Source organism: Mesorhizobium sp. M0029 (genome assembly GCF_040323735.1).
Classification (GTDB): Bacteria; Pseudomonadota; Alphaproteobacteria; order Rhizobiales; family Rhizobiaceae; genus Mesorhizobium.
Genome location: NZ_JAMYVF010000011.1, coordinates 1 through 25,779 on the forward strand (window position 1 = coordinate 1; position 25,779 = coordinate 25,779).

27 protein-coding genes are annotated in these 25,779 nt (G+C 64.5%); 16 read left to right on the plus strand and 11 right to left on the minus strand.

From position 1 onward, the window contains the following. Nucleotides 1-58: 58 nt before the first annotated feature. The 8 genes from NKJ76_RS18610 to NKJ76_RS18645 all read left to right on the plus strand — a co-directional run bounded on the left by NKJ76_RS18610 (nucleotide 59) and on the right by NKJ76_RS18645 (nucleotide 6,368). The gene (locus tag NKJ76_RS18610; protein WP_352538061.1) at nucleotides 59-463 is read left to right on the plus strand and encodes an endonuclease domain-containing protein; all 405 of its coding nucleotides are present in this window, start codon (nucleotides 59-61) and stop codon (nucleotides 461-463) included. Then, nucleotides 460-846 carry a VOC family protein gene (locus NKJ76_RS18615; protein WP_023673572.1) on the plus strand — a complete coding sequence of 129 codons (387 nt, stop codon included), beginning with the start codon at nucleotides 460-462 and terminating at the stop codon, nucleotides 844-846. The genes NKJ76_RS18610 and NKJ76_RS18615 overlap by 4 nt, the downstream gene beginning before the upstream one ends. 22 nt (nucleotides 847-868) lie before the next feature. After that, nucleotides 869-1,360 (plus strand): GFA family protein, encoded by a 492-nt coding sequence (locus tag NKJ76_RS18620; protein ID WP_352538062.1) that lies wholly within the window; start codon nucleotides 869-871, stop codon nucleotides 1,358-1,360. Then, nucleotides 1,357-1,833 carry a GFA family protein gene (locus NKJ76_RS18625; RefSeq protein WP_352538063.1) on the plus strand — a complete coding sequence of 159 codons (477 nt, stop codon included), beginning with the start codon at nucleotides 1,357-1,359 and terminating at the stop codon, nucleotides 1,831-1,833. Before NKJ76_RS18620 ends, NKJ76_RS18625 begins: the two co-directional genes overlap by 4 nt. Nucleotides 1,834-1,841: 8 nt before the next feature. Beyond that, nucleotides 1,842-2,798 carry a prolyl aminopeptidase gene (pip, locus tag NKJ76_RS18630; RefSeq protein ID WP_023743783.1) on the plus strand — a complete coding sequence of 319 codons (957 nt, stop codon included), beginning with the start codon at nucleotides 1,842-1,844 and terminating at the stop codon, nucleotides 2,796-2,798. A gap of 187 nt (nucleotides 2,799-2,985) precedes the next feature. Beyond that, complete coding sequence (gene cimA / locus NKJ76_RS18635; protein ID WP_352538064.1) at nucleotides 2,986-4,602, plus strand: citramalate synthase; 1,617 nt, start codon at nucleotides 2,986-2,988, stop codon at nucleotides 4,600-4,602. A 138-nt stretch (nucleotides 4,603-4,740) separates the two neighbouring features. Further along, nucleotides 4,741-5,670 carry an EamA family transporter RarD gene (gene rarD / locus NKJ76_RS18640; protein ID WP_023743784.1) on the plus strand — a complete coding sequence of 310 codons (930 nt, stop codon included), beginning with the start codon at nucleotides 4,741-4,743 and terminating at the stop codon, nucleotides 5,668-5,670. Between the two features lie 11 nt (nucleotides 5,671-5,681). After that, nucleotides 5,682-6,368, plus strand: a complete 687-nt coding sequence (locus NKJ76_RS18645; RefSeq protein ID WP_352538065.1) for a glutathione S-transferase family protein — start codon at nucleotides 5,682-5,684, stop codon at nucleotides 6,366-6,368. A gap of 31 nt (nucleotides 6,369-6,399) precedes the next feature. Here NKJ76_RS18645 and NKJ76_RS18650 read toward each other — a convergent pair whose 3' ends face one another. Then, the gene (locus tag NKJ76_RS18650) at nucleotides 6,400-7,011 is read right to left on the minus strand and encodes an LOG family protein (RefSeq protein ID WP_352538066.1); all 612 of its coding nucleotides are present in this window, start codon (nucleotides 7,009-7,011) and stop codon (nucleotides 6,400-6,402) included. 125 nt (nucleotides 7,012-7,136) lie between these two features. Between NKJ76_RS18650 and NKJ76_RS18655 the strand changes: the two genes are divergently transcribed. The 4 genes from NKJ76_RS18655 to NKJ76_RS18670 all read left to right on the plus strand — a co-directional run bounded on the left by NKJ76_RS18655 (nucleotide 7,137) and on the right by NKJ76_RS18670 (nucleotide 11,913). Next, entirely contained in the window at nucleotides 7,137-8,822 is a 1,686-nt protein-coding gene (locus tag NKJ76_RS18655; protein ID WP_352538067.1) for a LysM peptidoglycan-binding domain-containing protein, read from the plus strand. A gap of 228 nt (nucleotides 8,823-9,050) precedes the next feature. Beyond that, on the plus strand, nucleotides 9,051-9,386 hold the full coding sequence (locus tag NKJ76_RS18660) for an ArsR/SmtB family transcription factor (RefSeq protein WP_023672695.1): 336 nt from the start codon (nucleotides 9,051-9,053) through the stop codon (nucleotides 9,384-9,386). A 24-nt stretch (nucleotides 9,387-9,410) separates the two neighbouring features. Further along, nucleotides 9,411-11,291, plus strand: coding sequence for an ABCB family ABC transporter ATP-binding protein/permease (locus NKJ76_RS18665; RefSeq protein ID WP_352497156.1), 1,881 nt, complete (start codon nucleotides 9,411-9,413; stop codon nucleotides 11,289-11,291). Between the two features lie 286 nt (nucleotides 11,292-11,577). Then, the gene (locus tag NKJ76_RS18670) at nucleotides 11,578-11,913 is read left to right on the plus strand and encodes an antibiotic biosynthesis monooxygenase (protein ID WP_352497157.1); all 336 of its coding nucleotides are present in this window, start codon (nucleotides 11,578-11,580) and stop codon (nucleotides 11,911-11,913) included. On the opposite strand, the gene NKJ76_RS18675 is transcribed toward NKJ76_RS18670, so the two are convergent. Together NKJ76_RS18675 and NKJ76_RS18680 are read right to left on the minus strand one after the other, a co-directional pair. Further along, complete coding sequence (locus NKJ76_RS18675) at nucleotides 11,892-12,764, minus strand: SMP-30/gluconolactonase/LRE family protein (protein ID WP_352538068.1); 873 nt, start codon at nucleotides 12,762-12,764, stop codon at nucleotides 11,892-11,894. The two genes, NKJ76_RS18670 and NKJ76_RS18675, sit on opposite strands and share 22 nt — an antisense overlap. Before the next feature lie 96 nt (nucleotides 12,765-12,860). Further along, the gene (locus NKJ76_RS18680) at nucleotides 12,861-13,538 is read right to left on the minus strand and encodes a lysozyme inhibitor LprI family protein (protein WP_352538069.1); all 678 of its coding nucleotides are present in this window, start codon (nucleotides 13,536-13,538) and stop codon (nucleotides 12,861-12,863) included. Between the two features lie 181 nt (nucleotides 13,539-13,719). On the opposite strand from NKJ76_RS18680, the gene NKJ76_RS18685 reads away from it, so the two are divergent. Further along, on the plus strand, nucleotides 13,720-14,502 hold the full coding sequence (locus NKJ76_RS18685) for a phosphatidylserine decarboxylase (protein ID WP_352538070.1): 783 nt from the start codon (nucleotides 13,720-13,722) through the stop codon (nucleotides 14,500-14,502). Between the two features lie 3 nt (nucleotides 14,503-14,505). Beyond that, nucleotides 14,506-15,321, plus strand: coding sequence for a CDP-diacylglycerol--serine O-phosphatidyltransferase (gene pssA / locus NKJ76_RS18690; protein WP_023672701.1), 816 nt, complete (start codon nucleotides 14,506-14,508; stop codon nucleotides 15,319-15,321). Nucleotides 15,322-15,478: 157 nt separating this feature from the next. On the opposite strand, the gene NKJ76_RS18695 is transcribed toward pssA, so the two are convergent. Together NKJ76_RS18695 and NKJ76_RS18700 are read right to left on the minus strand one after the other, a co-directional pair. Continuing rightward, entirely contained in the window at nucleotides 15,479-17,701 is a 2,223-nt protein-coding gene (locus NKJ76_RS18695; protein ID WP_352538071.1) for an AMP-binding protein, read from the minus strand. Between the two features lie 293 nt (nucleotides 17,702-17,994). After that, nucleotides 17,995-18,402, minus strand: a complete 408-nt coding sequence (locus NKJ76_RS18700) for a tautomerase family protein (RefSeq protein ID WP_352538072.1) — start codon at nucleotides 18,400-18,402, stop codon at nucleotides 17,995-17,997. 101 nt (nucleotides 18,403-18,503) lie between these two features. Here NKJ76_RS18700 and NKJ76_RS18705 point away from each other — a divergent pair, with 101 nt between their 5' ends. Beyond that, complete coding sequence (locus NKJ76_RS18705) at nucleotides 18,504-19,367, plus strand: LysR substrate-binding domain-containing protein (RefSeq protein WP_352538073.1); 864 nt, start codon at nucleotides 18,504-18,506, stop codon at nucleotides 19,365-19,367. Between the two features lie 134 nt (nucleotides 19,368-19,501). Here NKJ76_RS18705 and NKJ76_RS18710 read toward each other — a convergent pair whose 3' ends face one another. From NKJ76_RS18710 to NKJ76_RS18720, 3 genes are all read right to left on the minus strand, one after another. Continuing rightward, the gene (locus NKJ76_RS18710) at nucleotides 19,502-20,422 is read right to left on the minus strand and encodes a DMT family transporter (protein WP_352538074.1); all 921 of its coding nucleotides are present in this window, start codon (nucleotides 20,420-20,422) and stop codon (nucleotides 19,502-19,504) included. Nucleotides 20,423-20,460: 38 nt separating this feature from the next. Further along, a complete protein-coding gene (locus tag NKJ76_RS18715) occupies nucleotides 20,461-21,348 on the minus strand; it encodes a DMT family transporter (protein ID WP_023689123.1) in 888 nt (295 codons plus the stop codon). A gap of 149 nt (nucleotides 21,349-21,497) precedes the next feature. After that, nucleotides 21,498-23,003 carry a S10 family peptidase gene (locus tag NKJ76_RS18720; RefSeq protein WP_352538075.1) on the minus strand — a complete coding sequence of 502 codons (1,506 nt, stop codon included), beginning with the start codon at nucleotides 23,001-23,003 and terminating at the stop codon, nucleotides 21,498-21,500. A 291-nt stretch (nucleotides 23,004-23,294) separates the two neighbouring features. Here NKJ76_RS18720 and NKJ76_RS18725 point away from each other — a divergent pair, with 291 nt between their 5' ends. Further along, nucleotides 23,295-23,801, plus strand: coding sequence for an OsmC family protein (locus NKJ76_RS18725; RefSeq protein WP_352538076.1), 507 nt, complete (start codon nucleotides 23,295-23,297; stop codon nucleotides 23,799-23,801). Between the two features lie 152 nt (nucleotides 23,802-23,953). Here NKJ76_RS18725 and NKJ76_RS18730 read toward each other — a convergent pair whose 3' ends face one another. The 3 genes from NKJ76_RS18730 to NKJ76_RS18740 form a co-directional block, all read right to left on the minus strand. Further along, nucleotides 23,954-24,175 (minus strand): hypothetical protein, encoded by a 222-nt coding sequence (locus NKJ76_RS18730; protein WP_023689120.1) that lies wholly within the window; start codon nucleotides 24,173-24,175, stop codon nucleotides 23,954-23,956. A gap of 134 nt (nucleotides 24,176-24,309) precedes the next feature. Beyond that, nucleotides 24,310-24,939 (minus strand): hypothetical protein, encoded by a 630-nt coding sequence (locus NKJ76_RS18735; RefSeq protein ID WP_352538077.1) that lies wholly within the window; start codon nucleotides 24,937-24,939, stop codon nucleotides 24,310-24,312. Nucleotides 24,940-25,016: 77 nt separating this feature from the next. After that, nucleotides 25,017-25,772, minus strand: a complete 756-nt coding sequence (locus NKJ76_RS18740) for an SDR family NAD(P)-dependent oxidoreductase (RefSeq protein ID WP_352538078.1) — start codon at nucleotides 25,770-25,772, stop codon at nucleotides 25,017-25,019. Nucleotides 25,773-25,779 lie beyond the last annotated feature (7 nt).

A 25,779-nucleotide genomic window follows, 5' to 3' on the forward strand; every position in this document is an offset into this window, starting at 1 on the left:
GGGGGAGATCAGCCCTCGCCTCGGTTTTCGCTAATCGCCAGCGCGGAGTGGCCTGAGCATGGGTCACGACCTCGTTCCATCGCGTCAGCGCAAGAATGCAAAGTCCATGCGTCGCTTCATGACCGATGCCGAGCTGAAACTGTGGAATGAGTTGCGGGCTCACCGGCTGATGGGGATAAGCTTTCGCCGACAGGTACCGATTGGACCCTACATTGTCGACTTCGCCTGTTCGGCCCACCACCTCGTAGTCGAGGTTGATGGCAGTCAGCATGCCGACGTAGAAGATGCAGAACGCGACAAGGCACGCAGCGCTCAATTGAGTGCCAGTGGCTGGACCATCCTGCGCTTCTGGAACGACGACGTCATCCGCGATATCGACAATGCCTGCCAGCACATCGTCATCGGGGCCGGCTTGGCCGGCGCCGACGTGCCGGCGCCAGCAAGGGAGGAACTTGTTTCATGATCGACCATCTCGGCATCAATGTCGCCGACTTCGACGCGTCGAAAGCCTTTTATGACCAGGCGATAGCGCCGCTTGGCGCCTCGCTGATCTACATGGTGCCACTGGAATATACCGGCGGCGCCAAGGTCGGTGGCTATGGCCGCGACCGGCCGGTGTTCTGGCTGCAGGCCAGCGATGACAAGCCGAGGACCCATCAGCACGTCGCCTTCACCGCGCGCAGCCGCGCCGAGGTCGACGCCTTCCATGCCGCGGCGCTCGCCGCCGGCGGCAAGGACAATGGCGGGCCGGGGCTGCGCCCGCATTATCACCCGGACTATTACGGCGCCTTCGTCTTGGATCCCGACGGCAACAATGTCGAGGCCGTCTGCCATGCGCCCGAATGACTATGAAACGGAGTGAGACGCCATGAGCCTCGACAACCGGCCGATCTACACCGGTGGCTGCCAGTGCGGCGCGGTGCGCTTTCGCGTCGAGGGTGCGCTGGGTGACGCCTCGATCTGCCATTGCCGCATGTGCCAGAAGGCGTTCGGCTCATTTTACGCGCCCCTGGTCTCGGTGCGTGGCGCCAAACTCGACTGGACGCGCGGCGAACCGAAATATTTCGCCTCGTCCAGCCATGTCGATCGTGGCTTTTGCGCCAATTGCGGCACGCCGCTGACCTTTACCGCGCCGGACGGCATCGGCCTCGCCATCGGCGCCTTCGACAATCCGGCTGATATCGTGCCGCTGATCCAGTGGGGCACGGAGGCAAAACTTCCCTATGTCGATACCATCCCGCAATTGCCGGGCGAGGACACCATGGCCGACATGTCGTCGGCGCCTTATCTCGCCGAGCTCGTCTCCTACCAGCATCCCGACCATGACACCGAACAATGGCCGCCAGAGGAAAAATCATGACCGATGAAGTTCGAACCGGCGGCTGCCAGTGCGGTGCCGTGCGTTTCCGCATCAAGGGCAAGCTCGGCCGGGCGTCCATCTGCCATTGCCGCATGTGCCAGAAACAGTTCGGTTCGTTTTTCGGCGCGCTGGTGACAGTGCCCAACGATGGCGTCGAATGGATGCGCGAAGAGCCCACCTATTTCCAGTCGTCGGTCAACATCGATCGCGGCTTCTGTGCCCGCTGCGGTACACCGCTGACCTATCGCCAACCTGGCGCACTGGAGATCGCCATCGGCGCCTTCGACGACCGCTCCGATCTGGCGCCGCAGATCCAGGTCAACTACGCGGTCCGATTGCCTTGGGTGGAAACGATCTTTGACCAGCCCATGCATCAGGATCCGGATTTCTACTCCCGCCAGGAGCAGATCATCTCCTTCCAGCATCCCGACCACGAAACCACGGACTGGCCCGCGCACGGCCTGAAAATATGAGCAATGAAATGAACAGTGAACTTCGTACTCTTTATCCAGAGATCGAGGCGTTCGAGTCCGGCATGCTCGATGTCGGCGACGGCCATCATATCTACTGGGAGCGCTCCGGAACCAGGGGCGCCAAGCCGGCCGTTTTCCTGCATGGCGGTCCCGGCGGCGGCTTCTCGCCAAAACATCGGCAATTGTTCGACCCGAAGCTTTACGACGTCATCCTGTTCGACCAGCGCGGCTGCGGGAAATCGACACCCAACGCCTCGCTCGAGGCCAACACCACCTGGCACCTGGTTGCCGACATCGAGCGGCTGCGTGAGATGTGCGGCTTCGAAAAATGGCTGGTGTTCGGCGGCTCGTGGGGCTCGACGCTGGCGCTGGCCTATGCCGAGACGCATCCTAATCGCGTCAGCGAGCTTGTCGTGCGCGGCATCTACACGCTGACCCGCGCCGAACTCGAATGGTACTATCAGTTCGGCGTCTCCGAGATGTTCCCCGACAAATGGGAGCGTTTCCTGGCGCCAATTCCTGAAGCCGAGCGCGGCGACATGATGGCCGCTTACCGCAGGCGGTTGGTCGGCGCCGATGGCAAGGCGCAGCTGGAAGCCGCCCTTGCCTGGAGCCTGTGGGAAGGTGAGACGATCACGCTGCTACCGGAGCCGGAGACCAGCGACAAGTTCGGCGAGGACGACTTCGCCATCGCCTTTGCCCGCATCGAGAACCACTATTTCGTCCACGCCGGCTGGCTGGAGGAGGGGCAGCTTCTGCGCGATGCCCATAAGCTCGCGGATATTCCCGGCACAATCGTCCACGGCCGCTACGACATGCCGTGCCCGGCGCGCTATGCCTGGGCCCTGCACAAGGCCTGGCCGAAGGCGGATTTCCACCTCATCGAAGGCGCCGGCCATTCCTATTCGGAGCCGGGGATTCTGGATCGGCTGATACGCGCGACGGATGGGTTTGCGGGGAAATGACAGCGCGTGGCACCCCCCTCTGTCCTGCCGGCCATTTCCCCCTCAAGGGGGGAGATTGGCTGTCATCGGCGCTTTCGCAAATCTCCGTCGCTGCAGGAAACGATCCGACGCTAAAGCTGCCGATCTTCCCCCTTGAGGGGGAAATGGCCGGCAGGCCAGAGGGGGGTGCTCGCGCGCCAACAGAACAATGACCAAACAACGCCTCTATCTCTTCGACACAACCCTCCGCGATGGCCAGCAGACGCCGGGCATCGACTTTTCCGTCGAGGACAAGATCGCGATTGCCAAGCTGCTCGATGAGTTCGGCATGGACTATGTCGAAGGCGGCTATCCCGGCGCCAATCCGACCGACACCGCCTTCTTCCGGCAGAAGCGCACGGCGAAGGCAAAGTTCGTCGCCTTCGGCATGACCAAGCGGGCAGGCGTGTCGGCATCCAACGACCCGGGCCTGGCAGCGCTCGTGCAGTCCAAGTCCGACGCCATCTGCTTCGTCGCCAAGAGCTGGGACTATCATGTCCGCGTCGCGCTCGGCTGCACCAATGAGGAAAACCTCGACTCGATCAACGCGTCGGTCGAAGCAGCTGTTGCCGCCGGCAAGGAAGCGATGGTCGATTGCGAGCATTTCTTCGACGGCTTCAAGGCCAATCCGGACTACGCACTGGCCTGCGCCAGGACCGCCTATGATGCCGGCGCGCGCTGGGTGGTGTTGTGCGACACCAATGGTGGCACGCAGCCCTCGGAAGTGCGCGCCATCGTCGACAAGGTCATTGTTTCAGGTATTCCGGGCGGCCATCTCGGCATCCATGCCCATGACGACACCGGCCAAGCGGTGGCCAATTCGCTCGCCGCCGTCGAGGCCGGCGTGCGCCAGATCCAGGGCACGCTGAACGGCATCGGCGAGCGCTGCGGCAACGCTAATCTGGTCTCGATCGTACCGACGCTGGCGCTGAAGCCGGCTTTCGCCGATCGCTTCGAAACCGGCATCTCGGCCGAGGCGCTGACCGGGATATCCCGGCTTTCCCGCGCCTTCGACGAATTGCTGAACCGCGCTCCGGAAGCGCAGGCGCCCTATGTCGGCGCCTCAGCCTTCGCCACCAAGGCCGGCATCCATGCCTCCGCCCTGGCCAAGGAGCCGGCGACCTATGAACATGTGCCGCCCGAGGCGGTAGGCAACCGCCGCCGCGTTATGGTTTCGGACCAGGGCGGCAAGGCCAATTTCCTCGCCGAGCTGAAGCGGCGCGGCATCGATGTGCCCAGAGACGACCATCGTCTCGATGCGCTGATCTCGGTGGTCAAGGACCGCGAGGCCGAGGGCTACGCCTATGAGGGCGCCGATGCCTCCTTCGAGCTGTTGGCGCGCAAAATGCTGCACGGCCTGCCGGAGTTCTTCAACGTCACTTCGTTCCGCTGCATGGTCGAGCGCCGCTTCGATGCCAACGGCCAGTTGAAGACGGTCTCCGAAGCCATCGTCAAGGTGATGGTCGAGGGCGAGGAGAAGATGTCGGTGGCCGAAGGCCACGGCCCGGTCAACGCGCTCGACATCGCGTTGCGCAAGGACCTCGGCAAATTCCAGAGCGAGATCGCCGACATGGAGCTCGCCGATTTCAAAGTGCGTATCCTCAATGGCGGCACCGAGGCGATCACTCGCGTCCTGATCGAATCGCATGACGGCACCGGCGCACGCTGGTGGACGGTCGGCGTGTCGGAAAACATAATCGACGCCTCCTTCCAGGCGCTGATGGATTCGATCGTCTACAAGCTGATGAAGAACCGCGACATGGCGGGATTGGTGGCGGCGGAGTAAGCTTGCAGGACTTGGGTTCCTCGCCCCTCGAAGTGGGGCGAGGAACTGGCGGCGCCCCTTGAACCATCAGCGGAAGTCCATTGATCCATCATAATTTTGCGATGGTTTTGGATGGCCCACTGGGCCATAGCGTTTGCCATGGCCAGCGACACGATCCAGCCCGACGCCGACTCCAAAGCCCGCAACGGCTTTCTCCTCGCGCTCGGCGCTTATCTGCTATGGGGGCTGTTGCCCTTCTACATGAAGGCGGTTGCGCATCTGCCGCTGATCGAGGTGATCGCCCACCGCATCGTCTGGTCGGTGCCGATTGCTGCTGCAGTGCTGGTCTGGGCCGGTCGGACCGCCGATTTCAAGGGGGCAATCCGCTCACCACGCAGCATCGCCATGGCGGCGTTGACGGCGACCCTGATCTCCGTCAATTGGGCCATCTATGTCTGGGCGATCTCGGTCGACCGCACCGTCGAGACCGCGCTCGGATACTACATCAACCCATTAGTTAGCATCGTCGTCGGCGCGTTGTTGCTCGGCGAGAAGCTCGACCGGCTGCAGATCGCGGCCGTGTTGCTGGCGGCGGTCGCAGTTGCCGTTCTGACCGTCGATGCCGGCAAATTGCCTTGGGTGTCGTTGGCGCTGGCGTTTTCCTTCGCTGCCTATGGGTTCTTCCGCAAGACGCTGCCGATCGGCCCGAGCCAGGGCTTTCTGCTCGAAGTGCTTTTGCTGTCGGTGCCGGCGCTTGCCTACATCGTCTTCCTGGTCGTCAACGGCCAGGACCATTTCATCTCCAGCAACGGCACCGATATGGCTTTGCTCATCGGCTGCGGGCCAGTCACCTCGGTGCCGCTGCTTCTGTTCGCCTTCGGCGCCAAGCTTCTGCGCCTCTCCACCATCGGCATCATGCAGTACATCGCACCGACCATGGTGTTCCTGATCGCCGTGCTGATTTTCGACGAGCCGTTCGGCACCACGCAAGCAATTGCCTTTGCGCTGATCTGGGCGGCATTGGCGATGTATTCCTGGTCGATGTTTCGTGGCCGTGAAATCCGCCCGGTGGCGTTGGCCCCGAAGTAGGGAGCCTTTCGATGTACGTGCTGCATATCGCCAACAAGAACTATTCGTCATGGTCGCTGCGGCCATGGGTGCTGATGCGCACCCTCGACATTCCGTTCGAGGAGCAATTGACGCCGTTTCCGACCGGGCCCAGTTTCGATCTCTACCGGGCGTTCTCGCCCAGCGGGCGCGTGCCTTGCCTGGTGGATGACGGCTGGGCTGTCTGGGATTCGCTGGCTATTGCCGAGTATCTCGCCGAGCGCCACCATGGCGTGTGGCCTGCCGAGGCCAAGGCGCGAGCTTGGGCGCGCTCGGCCGCCGCCGAAATGCATTCTGGTTTCACGGCCTTGCGCGGCGCATGCCCGATGAATTGCGGCTTGCGGGTAAAACCGTTGCCGATGTCCGAGGCATTGAAGCGGGATCTCTTCCGTTTGGGCGATCTGTGGAACGATGGTCTCACCCGGTTCGGCGGGCCGTTCCTTGCCGGCGGCCATTTCACCGCCGTCGATGCCTTCTTCGCCCCGGTGGCGTTCCGCGTCCAGTCCTATGGATTGTCTTTCGAAGGTGCTGCTGCCACCTATCTCGCGCAATTGCTCGGCCTGCCGGCGATGCAGGACTGGTATGCGGCGGGTCTCGCCGAGACCTGGCGGGAGCCGGACCATGAAGCGGAGGTCGCTGCCTCCGGTACCATCGTCGAGGATCTTCGCGCTACGGCGTGATGGGCAGCGGGGCCTCTCTCACTAGTCACTATCACATCTTATCAATCACCGACTGCACGCCTTCCGTCGGCGCATCGACCGACGACCCCGCCACCATGATGGCGGCGACGATTGCCTCGGGGTCTTCGACCACCAGCGGCTTGACCCGCTGCGCGGTGTGGATGAAGCCTTCGCCCGACATGTGGTCGAGCAGAGCCAGCATCGGATTCCAGAATCCTTTGACGTTGGCGAAGACGATCGGCTTGCGGTGATGGCCGAGCTGGCCCCAGGTCATGATCTCGACGATTTCCTCGACCGTGCCGATGCCGCCGGGCAGCGCCACAAAGGCGTCGGATTTCTCAAACATCTTGTGCTTGCGCTCGTGCATGTTGTCGGTGATCAGCAACTCGTCGAGCCGGTCAAGCGCGGTTTCGGTCGCCTCCTTGTTGATGAGGAAGCGTGGAATGATGCCCGTTACCTTGCCGCCGGCCTTGAGCGCGCCTTCGGCTACGGCGCCCATGATGCCTTTGGTGCCGCCGCCATAGACCAGCCGCAGGCCGGCTTTGGCGAGCGAGCGGCCAAGCAGGTGCCCGGCCTTGGCATAGATTTCATCGCGGCCCGGAGACGAGCCGCAATAGACGCAGACGGATCGAATCGTGTTCATGAGTGATTGGTGATTGGGTCTGAATGCGGGGTCAAGCCCCAGAGGCTGACAAGCCCGGGCTTTTTCTTGTCGGTGCCGGCAAAACACGCTAGACCGGCTTCAGGTGGCTAAGGGGTAGGGGAAATATGGCTGTTAATCCATTGAAGGCGTTTCTGTTCGCGGCCGGTGGGACCGTCGCGGTCGTCGGAACCGCCTATGTATCGGGCGCACTCGACCCGTATCTGAATCCCACGCCGCCTGCGGCGATTGCATCGCTGACGCCGCCGGCTGAAAAGCTGGCCGATCCGGGGACCGAGGGAAGGCTGCCGCCGGCGCCCGCCGCGCCCACCGATGCCAAGGCTCCCGCAGCACCCGCGCCTGCCGACGCAACGGCTCCCGCGACCGAAGCTGCGGCTCCGGCGGCACCTGCCGCGCCCGCTGCTGCCCCAACAACCCCAGCGCCGGCCGCGGCCGGCGCTGTTGCGCCGAGCTTCGACGTCGTGCGCGTCGAAAGCAACGGCTCGATCGTCGTTGCCGGCAATGCTGCGCCCAATTCGAAGATCGAGATCCTCAACGGCTCCTCGGTGCTTGGCTCGACTGTCGCCGGTCCGGACGGCGCCTTCGTCATCGTTCTCGACGATCCGCTGAAGCCCGGCGACTATACGATTGCGTTGCGCGCGACGGCCGGCGATGTGGTTACCCCTTCCGTGCAGACCGCCGTCGTTTCGGTTCCCAAGGACGCCGCCGGCCAGGTGCTGGCGATGGTCGAGGAACCCGGCAAGCCGGCCGAGTTGCTTAGCGTCCCGGCGCCCGAGACCAAGCCCGCGGCACCGGCCGCCGGCGATCAGGCCGCTGCCCCAGCCGCTGAGGCGCCTGCTACGGCTGCGCCTGCCGTGGCCGCTGAAACAGCACCTGCTGCTCCGGCTGTGGAAGCCGCAACTGCCCCTGCAGCGCCAGCAGTACCTGCAGCGCCGCCGGCGGCAGGCGTGGCTGCACCCAAGATCGTCGTCGAGGCGGTCGAGATCGACGGCAACAAGATCTTCGTCGCCGGTCTGGCTGACGCCGGCCGCAAGGTGCGCGCCTATGCCAACGATATCCTGCTTGGTGATGCGGTGACCTCGCCCGACGGTCATTTCCTGGTCGAGGCGACGCGCGACATCCCGGTCGGCAGCTACACCATCCATGTCGACGGTCTCGACGCCGACGGCGTGAAGGTCGTGGCCCGCGCCGCCGTGCCGTTCGAGCGCGAACCCGGCGAAGCGATCGCCGCCGTGGCGCCCGCGGAGGCCAAGCCCACCGAGACCAAGCCCGGCGAAGCAAAGCCTGCTGAGCCGGCCGCACCGGCTGCTGCCGAAGCACCGGCCGCTCCGGAGCCTGCGGCGCCAGCCACTATCGCGGCTGCCCCAGCGAAGCCCGCACCGGCTGCTGCCGCATCCGCACCAGCCGCACCGGCGGCTGAAGCGCCGGCTCCGGCTGCCCCGGCGGTTGCCGGGGCACCTGCGGCACCGGCAGCGCCCGCCGCTGAGGTTCCAGCCGTCGTCGCGGCGGCAACGCCCGATGTGCCAGAGACGGTGGCGCCAAAGCTCGAACATGCAGACGGCGCGGTCATCATCCGCAGGCACGACACGCTGTGGCGGATCTCACGGCGCGTCTACGGTCACGGCGTGCGCTTCTCGACCATCTATCTCGCCAACCAGGACCAGATCAGCGATCCCGACCGCATCTGGCCGGGGCAGGTGTTCAAGGTTCCGGAAAAGTCCAAGGAAGGCGAAGCCGCCGACCTCAAGGCGATGGGCGAGCAGGTGACAACGGCGCCGGTGAAGACGCAGTAGCGGCCGAGCGCTTGATCTCCCCCCTTGAGGGGGAGATGGCCGGCAGGCCAGAGGGGGTCGCCGCGCACAGAACGCCGACCTTCTCTTTGCTGCAAACGACGTTGCGTCAGGACGTACCGACCCCTCTGTCGCCTTCGGCGACATCTCCCCTCGAGGGGGGAGATTAGGTCGCTCTACCCATCGGGTTAGCTTGCCACGCACCCGTTCATCGTCTATCGCCGATGAACGATGGCAGACTCGCTCGCTGAACCAGACCACGCAAACTGCGCACCGCCCCAAAGCCGCGCCGTTGCCGCTCGCTTCGCCGCACTCTCGCACCCGGCGCGCATCGAGATCCTTAGACATCTGTCGGCCAGCCGCTCCTGCTGCTGCCGTGAGGTTGTCGACCATCTCGACCTCGCGCAGTCGACGGTCTCCCAGCACCTGAAAATCCTGGTCGAAGCAGGCTTGGTCCGCTTCGAGCCCGACCGCCAGCGCTCGCGCTATCAACTCGACCGCGCCGCGCTCGCCGACGTTTCCGCATCGCTGACCGCACTCGTCAACTCCTGCTGCTCCGGCCGCTGACCTCTCACCCCAAAGGCAAGACAAGTGGCAGAAAAAACCGTTTCCGATAGCTCGACCTTCGGCACCTTGCGCAATCTGTGGCCCTATATGTGGCCGGCCGACCGCCCCGATCTCAGGGCACGCGTCACCTGGGCGACGCTGCTTCTGGTCGTTGCCAAGCTGACGCTGGTTGCCGGGCCCTATTTCTTCAAATGGGCGACGGATGCCCTGGCCGGCGACGCCAAATCGCCGCCGCCGCTGCCATCTTTCCTGCTGGCGCCAGTGATGCTGGTCGTCGCCTACAATGTCGTGCGGCTGGTGCAGCTTGGCTTCAACCAGCTGCGCGACGCGCTGTTTGCCCGCGTTGGCCAATATGCGGTGCGCCAGCTCGCGTTCCGCACCTTCGTTCACATGCACCAGCTGTCGCTGCGCTTTCACCTCGAGCGCCGCACCGGCGGCCTGTCGCGCATCATCGAGCGCGGCACCAAGGGCATCGAGACGATCGTGCGCTTCATCATGCTGAACACGGCGCCGACTATCCTCGAATTCGCGCTGACCACCGGCATCTTCGCCTACACTTATGGCTGGAAATATGTGGTCGTGGTGGCGGCCACGGTGTGGCTCTACGTCTGGTTCACGGTGCGCGCCAGCGACTGGCGCATCTCGATCCGCCGCGACATGAACGACAGCGACACCGACGCCAATACCAAGGCGATCGATTCGCTGCTCAACTACGAGACCGTCAAATACTTCAACAACGAGGGTATGGAGGCTGAGCGCTTCGACCGTTCGATGGCGCGCTATGAAATGGCGGCGACCAGGATATGGACCTCGCTCGGTTGGCTGAATTTCGGCCAGGGCATCATCTTCGGTCTCGGCACCGTCATCGTCATGTGCATGTCGGCGCTGGAGGTGCAGGCCGGCACGCAGACGGTCGGCGACTTCGTCTTCATCAACGCCATGCTGATGCAGCTTTCGGTGCCGCTCAATTTCATCGGCTTCATCTACCGCGAAATCCGCCAGGGGCTGACCGACATCGAGCAGATGTTCGACCTGCTCGATGTGCCGCAGGAAATCACCGACAAGCCGGATGCCAAGCCGCTCACTGTTACAGCCGGCAAGGTCGAGTTCCGCGACGTGCACTTCGCCTACGACCCCAGCCGCAAGATTCTGAAGGGCGTCTCCTTCGAGGTTCCGGCCGGCAAGACGGTGGCCATCGTGGGCCCGTCCGGCGCCGGCAAGTCGACGATTTCGCGGCTCTTGTTCCGCTTCTACGACGTCCAGGGCGGTCAGGTGCTGATCGACGGCCAAGATGTCCGTGATGTGACGCAGGCGAGCCTGCGCGGCGCCATCGGCATGGTGCCGCAGGACACCGTGCTGTTCAACGACACCATCGCCTATAACATCCGTTACGGCCGCATCGGCGCCAGCGAGGAAGACATGCAGAAAGCCGCCGAGCTTGCCCAGATCGGCCCGTTCATCGAACGACTGCCCGAAGGCTACCGCTCGATGGTCGGCGAGCGCGGGCTAAAACTGTCGGGCGGCGAAAAGCAGCGCGTGGCGATCGCCCGCACCATCCTGAAGGCGCCGCCGATCCTGATGCTCGACGAGGCGACCTCGGCGCTGGACAGCCACACCGAACAGGAGATCCAGGCCGCCCTCGACCTGGTCAGCAAGGGCCGCACCACCATCGTCATTGCCCATCGCCTATCGACGGTGATCACGGCCGACGAGATCATCGTACTCAAGGAAGGCGAGATCGCCGAACGCGGCACCCATGCCGAGCTGATGCAAAAGCATGGCCTCTACGCGTCGATGTGGGACCGCCAGCGCGAAGCGACAGAAGCCGAAGAGAGGCTTCGAGTTGCACGCGAGAGCGATGAGCTGGGTGTGGTTGTGCGCAGGCGGACTTCGGAGGTGAGCTAGGCGGCGGAGCGCCCCAAACCCCCCTTGTGGGGGTTATGGGCGCCGAAGGCGACAGAGGGGGTCGCCGCGCGTGGAGCGCTAACCTTCATCGGTCGCAAGGGGGGCGCATCCAGTCGAACCGATCCCCTCTGGCCTGCCGGCCATCTCCCCCTCAAGGGGGGAGATATGCAGCGTCGTCGCCATCATCACCACCGAAAATTTCCCCTTGACCTCAACCTAAGTTGAGATCGCAAACCCGTTCCTGAGCCACCGAACCCAAGTCGTTCAAGAACGGAGACAGATTCAAATGGATAAATTTGCCGAGGCAGCCGTGTTCAGGGTCGACAAATTCGTCGTTCCTGCCGAGGCCCGTGAAGAAATCCTTCGCAAGGTCAGGGCAACGCATGAACTGCTGCGCCTGCAGCAAGGCTTCGTCCAGGATTTCGTGCTCGAGCAATTTTCGGGTCCGGGTGAGTTCAACCTGGTCACCATTGTCGAATGGGAAAACCAGGCGGCCGTCGACAATGTCGTGCCGATCGTCAAGGCGGCCCACGAGCGGGCGGGCTTCAACCCGCAGGAGACCATTGCCCGGCTGGGTGTGAAGGCCGATATCGCCAACTATCAGCGTCTGCCTGAGATGTAGGAGGGCCAGCCCGTGCCAGGTGCTGGCGCCTCGACGCTCAGCACCTGGCCGGTGCGGGCATCGCTGATCATGTTCTCGAAACCACGCCATTCGGCGGCGACGATGAACAGTGTCCTGCCATCCGGCCCGCCCAGCATGCAGGCAAAGCAGCCGCGATCGGCATCGACTGTCTGCAACACCTCGCCACCTTCGCGCACCCGCACACAGCGTTTGTTGGGAACATCCGCATACCAGGCAGTTCCTTCGGCATCGAGGCAGACGCCGTCGGGAAAGCCATCGAGATCGGCCCAGACCCGGCGGTTGGAAAGCCCGCCATCCTCCGCGATATCGAAGGCGGTCAGCCGGTTGGCATGCGACTCCGCCACGATCAGTGTCCTGTTGTCCGGCGTCACCGCCATGCCGTTGGCGAAAGCGATGTTCTCGGCCACTTGTCGAACCGAGCCGTCCGGCGTGATCAGCACGATGGTGCCGGGCCCGAAATGCTCGCCCGGTGCAGGCGCCGACCCGCCGCCATTGACATAGATGTTGCCGCGCCCGTCGACGACGATCTCGTTCCACGGGCTGTTTGACAGCGACCGAAGATCGGCGTGGGTGGCCAGCGTTCCATCCGCCTCCTGCCGCAGCAGCAGCCCTTCACGCCCCGAGATGACCAGCAGCCGCCCGTCCGGCAGCCAGTCGATGGAATATGGCAGGGTGGCTGGTATCTTGAGCAGGATCTCGCTGTCGCCGTCTGCATCGACGGCGACGATCTCGCCGGTGCCCCAATTGCAGAGCCACAGCCGTCCGTCATGCCAGCGCGGCGACTCCCCGAACGCGAGGCCGGCGGCAACGAGACGCGTCTGGTTCAGCATTTTGAGGTAACTCCTGTTGGGTGCGCAATCATGGCAAGGAACCATGATCGCCGTCTCACCAAGGACGGGTGAGGGGTGGTTTTGCCGACAGCAGGTTTACTGTTTTTCGCTCAGGAGGAACGTTCCATCGGCATGGCCGTTGGCGCCGCATGACGGTGGCTCCGATCTGCCATCCTTGCCGGCGCCGCTCTGCTCGACGACAAGCGCATCGCCGTCGCGGCGAAAGGTGAAGACGAATCCAGTCGGTTTGTCGTTGTCGTCGGTGTCCTCAAGTCGAAGCGTATTGCGGTTTGCGACCGTGCCGTCGATCTCGCATGACCCACTTCCTGAAACTGGATTGGAAACAACATCTTCCGAGATCTCGACCTTGCCTCCGCCAACAGCCTTGATGTCGACGCTACCGCGCACGCTGCTCCATGTGCCGATGAAGCCGCCATCGGCCGGCTTACGGATGCCGCCCAGGAAGGTCGCGCGGTCATGCAGGAATTCGCCGAGATCGAATGTCTGCTGGTCCTTGGGCGTGTTCTCGTTGAAACCGGCGATCTGATCGCGATAGGCGATGAAATCGCTTTGGTCGTCCCGCAGAGCCTTGCCGGCATGAGCATCGAGCCTCTTCAGCAGCGCGGCATGATTCTTCGCGACGTCGGCATCGGCCTGCGCCAGGACCGGATCGGCGCATATGGCCTTTTCCGCCACGCTGGCGGCCTTGGCGCAATCGAAGGATGGCTTGCCTTGCGCAACTGCGTGGTCGCTCGCTGCCACAAGTACGGTCAAAACGGCACCCACGGCTGACGATCGTATGGCAACAAGATACGTTTTGCCTGAATTTGGCGCCATGGCAGTCGGCCTTTTCGCCGCGCGTTCAGCCGGCGTTGACCCGAATTCTGGCGGCAAAGCAGCCGACAGGCAAGCACGTCACCGTTCCTGCCGGCTGCGGACGATGCGGCCTTGCCCAATGTTGCGTTGCGGCAGCGGAGCCTTTCCGGTATTGAGGCCGGACCTGAAACAGGGACCGCCCCCATCCCATGAGCCCCATCCGATGAGCCTTGTCGATTCGATCAAGAATGCCTTCGTTCCGATCCATCGCGAGGGCTATCCGTTCATTGCCGCCTTTGGTGCGGGCACGCTGTTCCTCGGCTATTTCTCCTCGGTGCTGTTCTGGATCAGCCTGATCCTGACCGCCTGGTGCGTCTATTTCTTCCGTGACCCCGAGCGTGTCACCCCGGTCGATGACAGGCTGGTGGTCAGTCCCGCCGACGGCGTCATCTCGGCGGTCGGCCCGGCCGTGCCGCCGCGCGAGCTTGGCCTCGGCAACACCGAGATGACCCGCATCTCGGTGTTCATGAACGTCTTTTCCTGCCATGTGAACCGCGCTCCGGTGCGCGGCCGCATCACCAAAATCGAGCACCGGCCGGGCAAATTCCTCAACGCCGAACTCGACAAGGCAAGCTCGGAGAACGAGCGCAACGGGCTGGTCATAGACAGTCCCAACGGCATCGTTGTCGCCGTGCAGATTGCCGGCCTGGTGGCGCGCCGCATCGTCTGCTGGGCCGAGACCGGCGGCTCCATTGCCGTCGGCGAACGCTTTGGCCTGATCCGCTTCGGCTCGCGCGTCGATGTCTTCCTGCCGTCGACCGCGGTGCCGCGCGTCGCCGTCGGCCAGACGGCGGTCGGAGGTGAAACCGTGCTCGCCGAATTCGGCGGCGTCTCCGCAACCCCGCTCGTCAGGATTTCGTAAGCGGTGGGCGCGCCGTTCAAAAAGTTCGAGGCCCATGGCAGCGGCGGCCCGCGCATCCGCGAGATTCCGATGCGCATGGTGCTGCCCAATCTGGTCACCGTGCTTGCCATCTGCGCCGGCCTGTCCGGCATCCGCTTCGGCTTCGAGGGCCGTTTCGAGCCGGCCGTGGTGATGGTGCTGCTCGCCGCCTTCCTGGACGGCATAGACGGGCGCCTGGCGCGCATGTTGAAGGCGACATCCAAATTCGGCGCGCAGATGGATTCGCTGGCCGACATCGTCAATTTCGGCGTCGCGCCGGCACTGGTGCTCTACGCCTTCCTGCTCGACCGCGCCGGCTCCTTCGGCTGGATCGCAGCTCTTCTGTTCACCATCGCCTGTGGCCTGCGGCTGGCGCGCTTCAACGTGCTCGACGAAGACCATGACCGGCCGATCTGGCAGAGCGAATACTTCGTCGGCGTGCCGGCGCCGGCCGGCGCCGTGCTGGTTATGCTGCCGCTCTATCTGTCCTTCCTGCGGCTCGGTCTCGAGCCGGACCGCCTGACGGCATTCGTCGCCACCGGCTTCACTGTGCTGGTCGCTTTCCTGCTGGTCAGCCGGCTGCCGGTCTATTCCGGCAAAAGCCTGAAAGTGCCGGGCGACAAGGTGCTGCCGATCATCCTGGCGGTCGTTCTCTACGTCCTGCTGTTGATGACCTATCCCTGGTACACGCTGACCGCCTCTGTCGCAGGCTATCTCATCTTCCTGCCTTTCAGCGTGCGGGCGTATTCGAAGCGCGCCAAGCGCGAGGGCGAAAAAGTGCCGCCGTCGGATATTGGGTAGTTGTTATCTCCCCCCAGGGGGAGATGTCGCCGAAGGCGACAGAGGGGGTCGGTACGCCCCGGACGCGACCTCGTTTGAGCGAAGAGGACGTCGGCGCTTCACGCGAGGCGACCCCCTCTGGCCTGCCGGCGATCTCCCCCTCGAGGAGGGAGATACGCTAAGCCGCCAGGCCCAACCCCAGCTTCTCGATCGCCAGGTTCTGCGTCGAGACATAATCCGTCTTGCCGGAACCCAGCACCGGGATCTCCTCGACCTTGACGATGTCGTTGGGCACCATCAGCTCGGCCGCCCCTGCTTTCTTGCCGAAGGCGCGCAGTTCTTCCGGATCGGCGTCGTCGGCGGTGGTGACCAGCACGATGCGCTCGCCGCGCCTCTTGTCCGGCACCGCCACCGCGGCGTGGCGCTCTTCCGGCCACAGCGACTGCACCAGCATCTCGACGGCACCCAACGACACCATCTCGCCAGCGATCTTGGCGAAGCGTTTTGCCCGGCCGCGAATGGTGATGAAGCCTTCGCGGTCTACCGAGACGATGTCGCCGGTGTCGTGCCAGCCGTCCAGCGGCTGCAATTCGCCGGGCCGGTCAGCGGTCATGTAGCCCATCATCAAATTCGGCCCGTCGAGCCACAGGCGGCCGGCACCCTCGATACCCTCGACCGGTTCGAGCTTCATGCGCATCGCCGGCAACAGCCGTCCGACCGTGCCGTCGCGACCATGGATGGCGGTGTTGACGGCGACGACGGGAGCGGCCTCCGTCAGCCCGAACCCCTCGATGATCGAGGCATCGAAGCGCTCGCGATAAACGCGCCGCGTCTCCGGCTTCACCGCTTCCGCGCCGGCGACGACGAAGCGCAGGCTGGAGAAATCGCCATCCTTGGCGGTGCGGGCATAGTTGGCGAGGAAAGTGTCGGTGCCGAACATGATGGTCGGCTTCACCTTGCGGGCGATCTCCGGGATGATCTTGTAGTGCAGCGGTGACGGGTAGAGGAACAGTTTCACCCCGGTCACCAGCGGCAGGATGGTACCGCCGGTCAGGCCGAAAGAGTGAAAAACCGGCAGCACGTTGAGCAGGATGTCGGACGGCGAAATGGTAATGCGCGCCTCGGCCTGCATGGCGTTGGCGTGGAGATTGCGATGCGACAGCACCACGGCCTTGGGCGTGCCTTCCGAGCCTGAGGTGAACAGGATTGCGGCGGGCTTGGCCGCATCCTGCCGCTGCAGCGGGAACCGCCAGAGCACCGCTGCTGCGAGCTTTTCCAGCGTCGTGACGCTTGCGCGCACATCCTCCAGCCACAGCATCTTGGCGCCGCCGGCCTCGACCGCGGCGATGATGTCGGCAAGCGCCGCCTTCTCGACGAACGCGCGCGAGGAAACCACCGTTCGGATGACTGCCGTGCGCACCGCGGCGGTTACGCTGGCCGGCCCTGCCGTGTAGTTGATCATCGCCGCTACCCGGCCGGCCGAGAGCAGGCCGACGAAGGACAGCACCACGCCATTGGCGTTGGGCAGCAAAACCCCGACCGCTTCGCCGGGCGCCGCCACCGCCTCGAAACGGCGGCCGAGCACGCGCGCGCCGATGAACATTTTTCGATAGCTGAGCGAGCCGCTGATCACATCCTCGATGATCGGGTGCGAGGCGCCGGTGCGATCCGCGGCATCGCGCATGGCCAGGAACAGGCCGCGATCGAGGTTGCTGCCATAAAGCCGCGCCTCGGCGATTCGGTCGAACAACGCATTGGTGTTGGAAGCCTGGTCGGGGTTGCGCGCCACCAGTTCGGCAATCGTCATTGGCTCCAGCACGCTGATCGAGAGTTTTGGGAACCAGTGGCGCGGCGCCCGGTTCTTTGGCGTCAAGGAAACCGGCAGGTCGCGCGAGCCGGTGACGAAGATCGGCACGATGCGGGCGTCGGCCTGCATGGCGATGCGGGTGACGGCGCGGAACAGGCGAAACGTCTTCACGTCGGGCTCGACGTCATCGGGCAGATAGACGGCAAGCCGGCCTTTACCCTTCAGCACCCTGACCAGCCGCCGGCTGACGAAGAGATGCTCGGCGTTGAAGGCGATGGTGCGGCCAAGCTCGCGCCAAGGCTCCATCCAGGGCGAGCGCGCCGAGGCCTCGTCGAGAATGTGCAGCGTGTCGTCGGGCAGCAGCGACAGCATCAGCGCCGGCTCGAAGCGTGACTGGTGCGAGACTACATAGATCACCGGCGTCGGCGCGTTGCGGGCAATGCGGATGCGCCGGTCATCGATCCGGTAGGCGAGCTTGAACGGCACGTAGAGCAGCGCCTGGGTAAAGCGCAGGTCGAGACGAAACGTCTCGATCGCGCCAATCAGCAGCCAGGCCAGCACGAGGCCTGCAAGCAGCGCCAGTGTCAGGATCATGCCGCGTCTCTCCCAACGGTCCGGTATGCGGCTCTTCGTCCGCTTGGAGAGCAGAGGGTAACGCAATGGGGGGCAAGGTCAATGCGGAAGGGACAAGCTCCCCTTCTCCCCTTGGGGAGAAGGTGGATCGGCGCGGCGTCGAGACGGTTGAGGGGTGTTCCAGCGGAGTGAGACGTTGAAAAATCAAGACCTATCAAGCGCTTAGTTCTTGAAGATTGCCATCCTACCAACACCCCTCATCCGACCCCGCTTCGCGAGGCCACCTTCTCCCAGAAGGCCAGGCTGCCGCGCGCTCAAGCCGCCTTGATCCGCCCGCTGATGAACCGGAACTCCTGCGACTTGCCGCCATAACCGTACGCCGCGGCCGGGACTTCATGCACGAAGGCATAGCTCTCCTCATGCACGCCACCGAGCAGCTTACCAAAGGTGTCGAAGATCGCCTTCAGATAAGCCTCCAGCTCCAGCTTGGTGTTGGTGCCGTCGACCACCTTGATGTCGAGCCAGAAAGTATTGGCGCCATGCTCTGCCAGCGACTTGCCGCCGGCGAACCAGTGCTGCGGGTCGATATAGGTGACAGCGACGGCGGTGATCGTCGGGTCCTTGCGCAGATGGGTTGCGGTCAGGCCGGTGATTTCCTTGGCGATTCTGGCGGACAGCTTGGCGTCGGGCTCACCGGTGACGCTGATGTTGATGATGGGCATTTTTCTCTCCTTCGTTTGAGCGGCGTTGGAGAGACAATGCCACCATCTTTGGGCCAAAAAAATCGAATTGTCTCGAACATAAGGTTCTGTATTATCGAAGTATGCAAGCTCTCGATCCCGATCTGCTCAAAACCTTCCTTGCCTTTGTCGATGGCGGCTCGCTGGCTCAGGCTGCGTCTGTTGTCGGCCGCTCGCCCTCGGCGGTGACCGCGCAGATGCAGCGCCTGGAGGAGATCGTCGGCGAACCGCTGCTGGTGGCGCAGGGGCGCGGGCGCGGGCTGACGCCGGCCGGCGAGGATCTTGTTGGTCATGCCCGCCGCATTCTTGCCGTGCACAGCGAGGCCTGGTTGGCGCTCAAGGGCGCGCGTGCCGCTGGTCGCGTCGCCATCGGCACGACACAGGATTTCGCTGATAGCGGCCTGCCGGAGTTGCTGCGCGCCTTCGCGGCCAGCCATCCGCGCGTCAGGGTCGAACTGCGCGTCGGCCGTTCGGCCGAGCTTGGCGAGGCGCTGCAGGCCGGGCAGCTCGATCTGGCCGTTGTCATGCGCAAGACGCCGGCCAATGACGAAGTAGGGCTGTTCAGTGAACCGATGCTGTGGCTGTGTTCGCAAAAGGGCCTTGCCGTGCGGGAAGAGGAACTGCCGCTGGCGCTGCTCGATCCCTATTGCGGCTTTCGCGAAGCGGCACTTGCGGCCCTCGATGCTGCCGGCCGCCGCTACCGCATCGCCGCCGGCAGCGCCAGCCTTGCCGGCTTGCGTACGGCGGTCAATGCCGGCATCGCGCTGACCTTGCGCACCGCCCGCTTTGCCCATTCAGGCATTGCCGAAGCACCGCGCGAATTCGCCCTGCCGCCGGTGCCGACAGCGCAATTCGCGATAAAACTCGGCCAGGGCGCCGAGCGGCCGGCGCGCGATCTTGCCATCCTGCTCAGCGACAACCTCGCCTTGCCCGGCTTTGCCGGCTGATGTCCAAAGAAAAAGCCGACCTTTACGGTCGGCTTTGAGGAGGACGGGTCGAGGGGTTTGGGGGGACTTGGGGGGTGACCCGTCGCACATAAAACTGCCTGATCCGCATGATGGTTCCATGACTTGGAAAATAATTATTGGGTTGCCGCACTTTTTCTCGCGGCCAGCCAGTCGCGCCCCGCATGGGCGAAAACCGCGCACAGTACTATGGCGCCGCCGATCAGGCTGGCGGCCGGCGCGATCTCGCCGAGGAACAGGAAGGCGAACAGGATCGCAAACGGCACTTCGGCGGCACCGAGAAGGCCGGACTCAGGCGCAGGGATCAGCCGCGAGCCTTCCGTCCACAGGATCGACGCCGCCGCGAACGATCCTCCGAAGGCGACGAGCAGCACGGCGTCGCGAGCAGAAATCGCCAGGGGGTCGGTGACGAACCAGCCGAGCACGAACAGCAGAAGCGCCGAGACTGCGCCCGCCCACACCACCGGCGTGTCGCGGAAGGCGCGCACCATGATCATGTAGAGCGCGCTGCCGGCGGTCATCAGCAGCGCGAGCCCATCGCCAAACAGATGACCGCTGCCGAAGCCGGAGCCGACCATGATCGCCACGCCGCACAGCGAAACGGCGGCGGCGGCAAGCGTCTGCGCCCGGAACGGCTCGCGCACCAGCACGAAGGCGAGCAGCGCGGTGATGAAGGGCGCGGTGGCGTAGATGACCGCGACATTGGCGACATAGGTGAATTTGAACGCCGAGATGAAGGCGATGCTGGCCGCGGCGCCCTCGAGGGCCAGCAGCCAGCCGCGCCAGCCAAGCCGCAAGCTTTCCCGCCCGCCGGAGCGGCGCCGGCGCCACAGCACATAGAAGGTGATCAGGATCGCGCCGACAAAGCCGCGCCAGCAAGTGATGGTCAGCGGGTCGGCGTGGATCGATTTGGTCAGCACGCCGGTGAGGGCGAAGAAAGCCGCCGAGGCCGCCACCAGCATGATGCCGAGCGTACGCTCGGCAGCGGTATCTGTGGTGCCTGGGCCGTCGAGCGCTTCCGTCATCTCAGCAGCCATCCGTCTTCTCCTGCCACCATGCTGTCAGCACGGGGTACTCATAGCCGCTTGCGGAAATGCTCGTTGCCGATGATCAGCAGGCCGGCGCCGACGATCAACGCCGCCCCCAGAAACACCTCGCGACGCGGCACGTCGCCCCAGATCGCAAAGCCGAGCCCGAAGGCCCAGACCAATGAGGTGTATTCGAACGGCGCCACGATCGACACCGGCGCCCGCTTCATGCCTTCGAACAGCATAAATTGCGCCACGCCGCCGAGCGCGCCGACGCTGATCAAAAGCAGCAACTGGCGCCAGTCCGGCATCTGCCAGACCAACAGCGCCGGCACCGTGGAAAACACCAGGAAGTAGAAATTGTTGAGCACAAGCTGGATCAGCGTGCGCTCGGCCAGCGCCGTCTTGCGCAACAGCACCACGGCAATGCCCCACAGCACTGCCGCAGCCAGTACCAAGAGCATCGGCACGGACAAGCCGAGACGAGTGGGATCACAGGCGATGAAGACGCCGACGAAGCCGATGAACACCGCCAGCCAGCGCAACAGAGGCACCTTTTCGCCAAGCATCACCACCGACAGCACGGTGACGATGATCGGGGCGGCGTAATAGATGGTGGTGAGTTCGGCCAGCTGCAGGGAGCGGGCCGCGTTGTAGTAGCAGAGCCAGGCGCCGAGCGTGAAGGCGCTGCGCACCAGCATCGGCCGCACGATGGGCGAGCGCATTGTGTCGGCAAAGATGGGCGGTCCGCCGATTGCAGCACAGCCGATAAGCACAGCGATCGAGCGGAAGAACATGATCTGCCAGACGCTGATGCCGACGACCAGAAGCTTGATCGCGGCGTCCTGCGTCGAAAACAGGAAATAGGCGCAGCCGGTGAACAGGATGCCGGCAAGCACCCTTTCGCGGGTTTCCAGAATGGCAATATCGGCCATGCGGCGTGTCCGGCGCTGTCAAGAGGACGAAGAAGAAGCCTGCCCCAATCAGGCTCCCATTGCAGGCTACACGGGCGAAAGCCTGCGGGGCGCTACGCCAGTGGCAAGCTTGCGTTGGCGCAGCCTGGCCGACAGCGTGGGCACGCCGTTCACTGTGTTGCCTGGTAGAGCTCCCAAGCGGCCTCCTTCAGGGCGCGCCGGCCGCCCGGCCTGAGATACATCATGTGGCCGCCCTCGATGACGTCGAGACGGATGGGTTTTGCCGCGCCCAGCGTCGGGATTTGGCTCACCAGATAGCGTGAGGCCAGATAGGGCGTGACCAGATCGGTGTCACCGTTGACGATCACCACGCCAAGCCCCGGGTTGAGCGAGCGCGCCCGCTGCAGATCGTCCATCACCCCGGCATAGCCTTGCCGCGAGCCGCCATAGTCCCAGGCGTGGGTCACATCGCCATTGAGCAACCGGTAGCTGACATCGGTGCGAAAATTCAGCTCGTCGCGCGCATAACCGACAAAGGCCGAGGTCAGCGCCGGCACGCTGCGGTCGAGCACCGGATCCGGGCCGGCGCTGCGGGCGCTCTCCGGGGCGATGTCGCTGGTGGCGATGGTGCCGTCATACGGGCTGAGCACTTTGCCACTGGCGCGCTGGAATTCGCGCGCGAACAGGCCGGTCGGGATGCGGGCGAAATTGCGCTGCACGAGGTCGAGCGGCAGGCCGGTGATCTCGGCCACGCGCTGGCTGGCCAGCCGCCCGCCCTGTTCCAGCCCGCCGGTCAGAGCCGTGAGGTAGTCGCCCAGCGCATACTTTTCGACCTCGGCGAGCTTTTCGCGCAGTGCTTCGCCGCTGAGGCCTTCGCTGCGCAGGCGCACCGCCGCCAGCGAGGGCAGTTCCAGCGCCCAATGCAGTGGCTGGAATTCGTCGGGCAGCACCAGCGTGAACTCCAGTGCAGGCGAGATCAGCACGATGCCGTTGGGGCTCAGGCCGACATCTTCCTGCAGGGTCCTGGCGAGAAGTGCCGCGCGGAACCCGCCATAGCTTTCGCCGGCGAGGAAGAGCGGCGATCCGGTGCGGCCGTTCTGGGCGAGATAGAGCCGGATGAAAGCGCCGATCGAACTGGCGTCCTGGCTGACGCCCCAAAAATCTTTCGTGTCCTGGCCGGGGGCCTCGCGGCTGTAGCCGGTGCCGACCGGATCGACGAAGACGAGGTCGGTCATGTCGAGCCAACTGTCGGGATTGTCGATCAGCTTTTGCGGCGGCGGCAGGAATTGGCCATCGGCGCCGGTCGCGACGACACGCGGGCCGAGTGCGCCGAGATGCAGATAGGCGGATGCCGCGCCCGGGCCGCCATTGAAGACGAAGGTGATGGGGCGAGCCTTCTCCGCGCCCGCCAGTGGCGGCAGCGTATAGGCGACATAGAAGATTTCCGCGGTGACCTCGCCCTTGCCGGATAACAGCGACAGCGTGCCGGCCTTAGCCTGATAGTCCAGCTTGCGCCCGGCAATGGTGATTGAATGGCTGGTCGTCTGCGGTGCCGGCAGCAGCGACAGCACGCCGCCTGCCGGTGCGGGGCGCTCGGGCGTTTCGGCGAGAACTGGCTGCGCGAAGGCTGCAAGCACCAACAGGGTAAGCGAGATCAGTTTCAGCTTGAACGGCATGATGCCTCCGCGGGAATGACTCTGCTTAGGTATGGCCGGGGCGGTCGAAGTCAAAGTAACTCTTCGTGAGGTAGCATTCCTTCAGCCCCCTCTGTCCTGCCGGACATCTCCCCCCACAGGGGTGGAGATTGGATGTCGCGACCGCCTTCGCTAATCGCCGGCGTAGAAAGCGCCATCGGCGAAGCTGCAGATCTCCCCCCTGTGGGGAGGTGGCCGGCAGGCAGAGGGGGGCGCTGTTTCGCCGGCATATCAGTGCTATCAAAGCGCGACGGACTCGAAAAGGAATGCAACATGGACGCCACCGCACTCAAGGCCATGCAGGCACCGATCAAGGAGGCTTATCGCGACGATTCCTCTCGAGCGCTGATCACGCTTCGCGCCAAAGGCTCCATCGACGACCAGTCGATTGCCTGCAAGGTCGAGACGGGCAGGGCGCTGGCGGTCGCCGGCCTGCATCCGGCGACCGGCGGTTCCGGGCTGGAATTGTGTTCGGGCGATATGCTTTTGGAGGCGCTGGTGGCGTGCGCCGGGGTGACGCTGAAGGCGGTGGCCACCGCACTAGAGTTCAAACTCGGCGCGGCGACCGTCGAGGCCGAAGGCGATCTCGATTTTCGCGGCACGCTGGGCGTGGCCAAGGACGCCCCCGTGGGCTTTCGCGCCATCCGGCTGAATTTCAACCTCGACACGGATGAGCCGCAGGATCGCATCGATTCGCTGATCAAGCTGACGGAACGCTATTGCGTGGTCTTCCAGACCATCAACAGCAAGCCGGAGCTGACGGTGAAGGCGCGCGCCTGATCTCCCCCCTTGAGGGGGAGATGTCGCCGAAGGCGACAGAGGGGGTCGGGCCGACTGGACGCGACGCCCTTTGTGCGGAAGGAGGTTGGCACTCTACGCGAGGCGACCCCCTCTGGCCTGCCGGCCATCTCCCCTCGAGGGGGGAGATTGCGCTACTGCGCCGCCGGCTCTTCCGCATCACCCTCATCGGTGAAAGGCGAGGCGCTCGGCACGCAGTTCACCGCCCAGCCGGCCGGCGTCGGCTGCTTCTGATATTCGGTAATGGCGTTGGTGCACTGTTCGCGGGTGTCGAAGGTGCTGGGCAGCACCACCATGCCGCCTTGCGGGCCGGCGATCACCAGGTACCAGACCAATGCTACGCTGGGAGCAGCCATGGGAATTCCTCGCTTTGCTGGGTGTCGGAGTCGGTTGACCCTAGCAACTCCCGGCTGATGGCGAAAGCAGGGCGATGGGGGAGCGGCTCGCCGGACCATCACAGACCCGTGAACAGAACCGCTCCCGAGCCCGCTTAGTTCGCGGCAAAGCAGTAGAACAGGCCGTCGCCGCCGGTGCCTTTCAGCGCCTCCTGGCTGCAGCCGCCGCGCGAGGCATGCGAGGAGTTCCAGGATTTCGCCGCCGCCGACTCATCAAGGCCGGTGCGGTCGTGATGGCCCATCATCGCCGCGCCCTCCGCCCCGCTCAAGGTCCAGTCGCCGCAGGTCTGGTCGGCGATCTTGGTGCCGTCGGGCTTCGAGCCGGTCAGAATGTCGTGCCGGTTCGGCTTGTCGCCGCGGCCATTGACCACCTCGCCCTTTTCGTTGAGCGCCGTCTGCTTGGTGATGGCGTTGGCGTCGCTGTGCAGCGAGGCGACGTCATCGGCAATCTTCTCGCCCTTGGCGTTGACCCAGGGACCCTTGCCGATACGGTCGCGCGCATCGACATTGGCGCTCGAGAAATAGGCGTGCCATTCCTTGCCGGTAACCCCAGCCGCTTCCGCCAGCGAGGCGCAATGCGCGTCGGCACCCTTGAGACCGCCGAGATCGGCGCCTTTGCCGGAACCGACGCTGGTGACGAAGAAACTCATCTTTGCGTCTTGCGCCAGCGCCACGCCGGCTGTGGCGGCAATCGCGGCGGCGGCAACGAGAAGAAGTCTACGCATGTCGGTCCTCCGGTTTCGAATGTCCTACATTCGAAGAAACGTAACTGGGGGCCTGTTTAATCCCGCTACAACCCGGTTTATTCCGGCTGCCGGTAGGCGACGAAGCGGTTGTTCTTGACCTGGAAGATCAGCCCCGTCTCTTTCAGCTCGGGGCTCGCCAGCGGCACGATGCGTTTTGCCACCTCTGAGGGGTGCGGCAGCGTTTCCGGATCCTCGCCGGGCGCGGCCTGTGCACGCATGGCGGTGCGGGTGGCGCCGGGGTCGACCGCATTGACGCGGAGCGCCAGGCTCTGCGTCTCATGCGCCCAGGAACGCGTCATGGCTTCCACCGCCGCCTTCGACGCCGCATAGGGCGCCCAGAAGGCGCGCGCCGAATGCGCGGCCCCGGACGACATGAGAATGGCGCGGCCGGCGTCGGACAGCCTGAGCAGCGGGTCGACCGAGCGGATCAGCCGCCAGGTCGAGGTGACATTGATGGTCATAACCTTCTCGAAGGTTTTGGCCTCGACATGGCCGATCGGCGAGATGACGCCGAGCACACCGGCATTGGCCACCAGAATGTCGAGCTTGCCCCAGCGCTCGTGAATGGCGCCGCCCAGCCGGTCGATGCCGGCCATGTCTGAGAGGTCGAGAGGCACCAACGTCGCTTCGCCCTTGCCGGTTTTCGCGCGCTCGGCCTTGATCTGGTCGTCGAGTTCTTCCAGCCCGCCGACGGTCCGGGCTACCGCAATGACATGCGCGCCGGCGGCGGCAAGTTCCCTGGCGATGAAGTAGCCGATGCCGCGCGAGGCGCCGGTAACGACCGCGACGCGGCCGGAGAGGTCGAGGGTCATGCGATCG

Coding starts and splice junctions, on each gene's coding strand:
- NKJ76_RS18610 (WP_352538061.1), top strand. CDS start 59: ATGGGTCACGACCTCGTTCCATCGCGTCAGCGCAAGAATGCAAAGTCC.
- NKJ76_RS18615 (WP_023673572.1), top strand. CDS start 460: ATGATCGACCATCTCGGCATCAATGTCGCCGACTTCGACGCGTCGAAA.
- NKJ76_RS18620 (WP_352538062.1), top strand. CDS start 869: ATGAGCCTCGACAACCGGCCGATCTACACCGGTGGCTGCCAGTGCGGC.
- NKJ76_RS18625 (WP_352538063.1), top strand. CDS start 1,357: ATGACCGATGAAGTTCGAACCGGCGGCTGCCAGTGCGGTGCCGTGCGT.
- pip (WP_023743783.1), top strand. CDS start 1,842: ATGAACAGTGAACTTCGTACTCTTTATCCAGAGATCGAGGCGTTCGAG.
- cimA (WP_352538064.1), top strand. CDS start 2,986: ATGACCAAACAACGCCTCTATCTCTTCGACACAACCCTCCGCGATGGC.
- rarD (WP_023743784.1), top strand. CDS start 4,741: ATGGCCAGCGACACGATCCAGCCCGACGCCGACTCCAAAGCCCGCAAC.
- NKJ76_RS18645 (WP_352538065.1), top strand. CDS start 5,682: ATGTACGTGCTGCATATCGCCAACAAGAACTATTCGTCATGGTCGCTG.
- NKJ76_RS18650 (WP_352538066.1), bottom strand. CDS start 7,011: ATGAACACGATTCGATCCGTCTGCGTCTATTGCGGCTCGTCTCCGGGC.
- NKJ76_RS18655 (WP_352538067.1), top strand. CDS start 7,137: ATGGCTGTTAATCCATTGAAGGCGTTTCTGTTCGCGGCCGGTGGGACC.
- NKJ76_RS18660 (WP_023672695.1), top strand. CDS start 9,051: ATGGCAGACTCGCTCGCTGAACCAGACCACGCAAACTGCGCACCGCCC.
- NKJ76_RS18670 (WP_352497157.1), top strand. CDS start 11,578: ATGGATAAATTTGCCGAGGCAGCCGTGTTCAGGGTCGACAAATTCGTC.
- NKJ76_RS18675 (WP_352538068.1), bottom strand. CDS start 12,764: ATGCTGAACCAGACGCGTCTCGTTGCCGCCGGCCTCGCGTTCGGGGAG.
- NKJ76_RS18685 (WP_352538070.1), top strand. CDS start 13,720: ATGTTGCGTTGCGGCAGCGGAGCCTTTCCGGTATTGAGGCCGGACCTG.
- NKJ76_RS18695 (WP_352538071.1), bottom strand. CDS start 17,701: ATGATCCTGACACTGGCGCTGCTTGCAGGCCTCGTGCTGGCCTGGCTG.
- NKJ76_RS18700 (WP_352538072.1), bottom strand. CDS start 18,402: ATGCCCATCATCAACATCAGCGTCACCGGTGAGCCCGACGCCAAGCTG.
- NKJ76_RS18705 (WP_352538073.1), top strand. CDS start 18,504: ATGCAAGCTCTCGATCCCGATCTGCTCAAAACCTTCCTTGCCTTTGTC.
- NKJ76_RS18710 (WP_352538074.1), bottom strand. CDS start 20,422: ATGGCTGCTGAGATGACGGAAGCGCTCGACGGCCCAGGCACCACAGAT.
- NKJ76_RS18715 (WP_023689123.1), bottom strand. CDS start 21,348: ATGGCCGATATTGCCATTCTGGAAACCCGCGAAAGGGTGCTTGCCGGC.
- NKJ76_RS18720 (WP_352538075.1), bottom strand. CDS start 23,003: ATGCCGTTCAAGCTGAAACTGATCTCGCTTACCCTGTTGGTGCTTGCA.
- NKJ76_RS18725 (WP_352538076.1), top strand. CDS start 23,295: ATGGACGCCACCGCACTCAAGGCCATGCAGGCACCGATCAAGGAGGCT.
- NKJ76_RS18730 (WP_023689120.1), bottom strand. CDS start 24,175: ATGGCTGCTCCCAGCGTAGCATTGGTCTGGTACCTGGTGATCGCCGGC.
- NKJ76_RS18735 (WP_352538077.1), bottom strand. CDS start 24,939: ATGCGTAGACTTCTTCTCGTTGCCGCCGCCGCGATTGCCGCCACAGCC.
- NKJ76_RS18740 (WP_352538078.1), bottom strand. CDS start 25,772: ATGACCCTCGACCTCTCCGGCCGCGTCGCGGTCGTTACCGGCGCCTCG.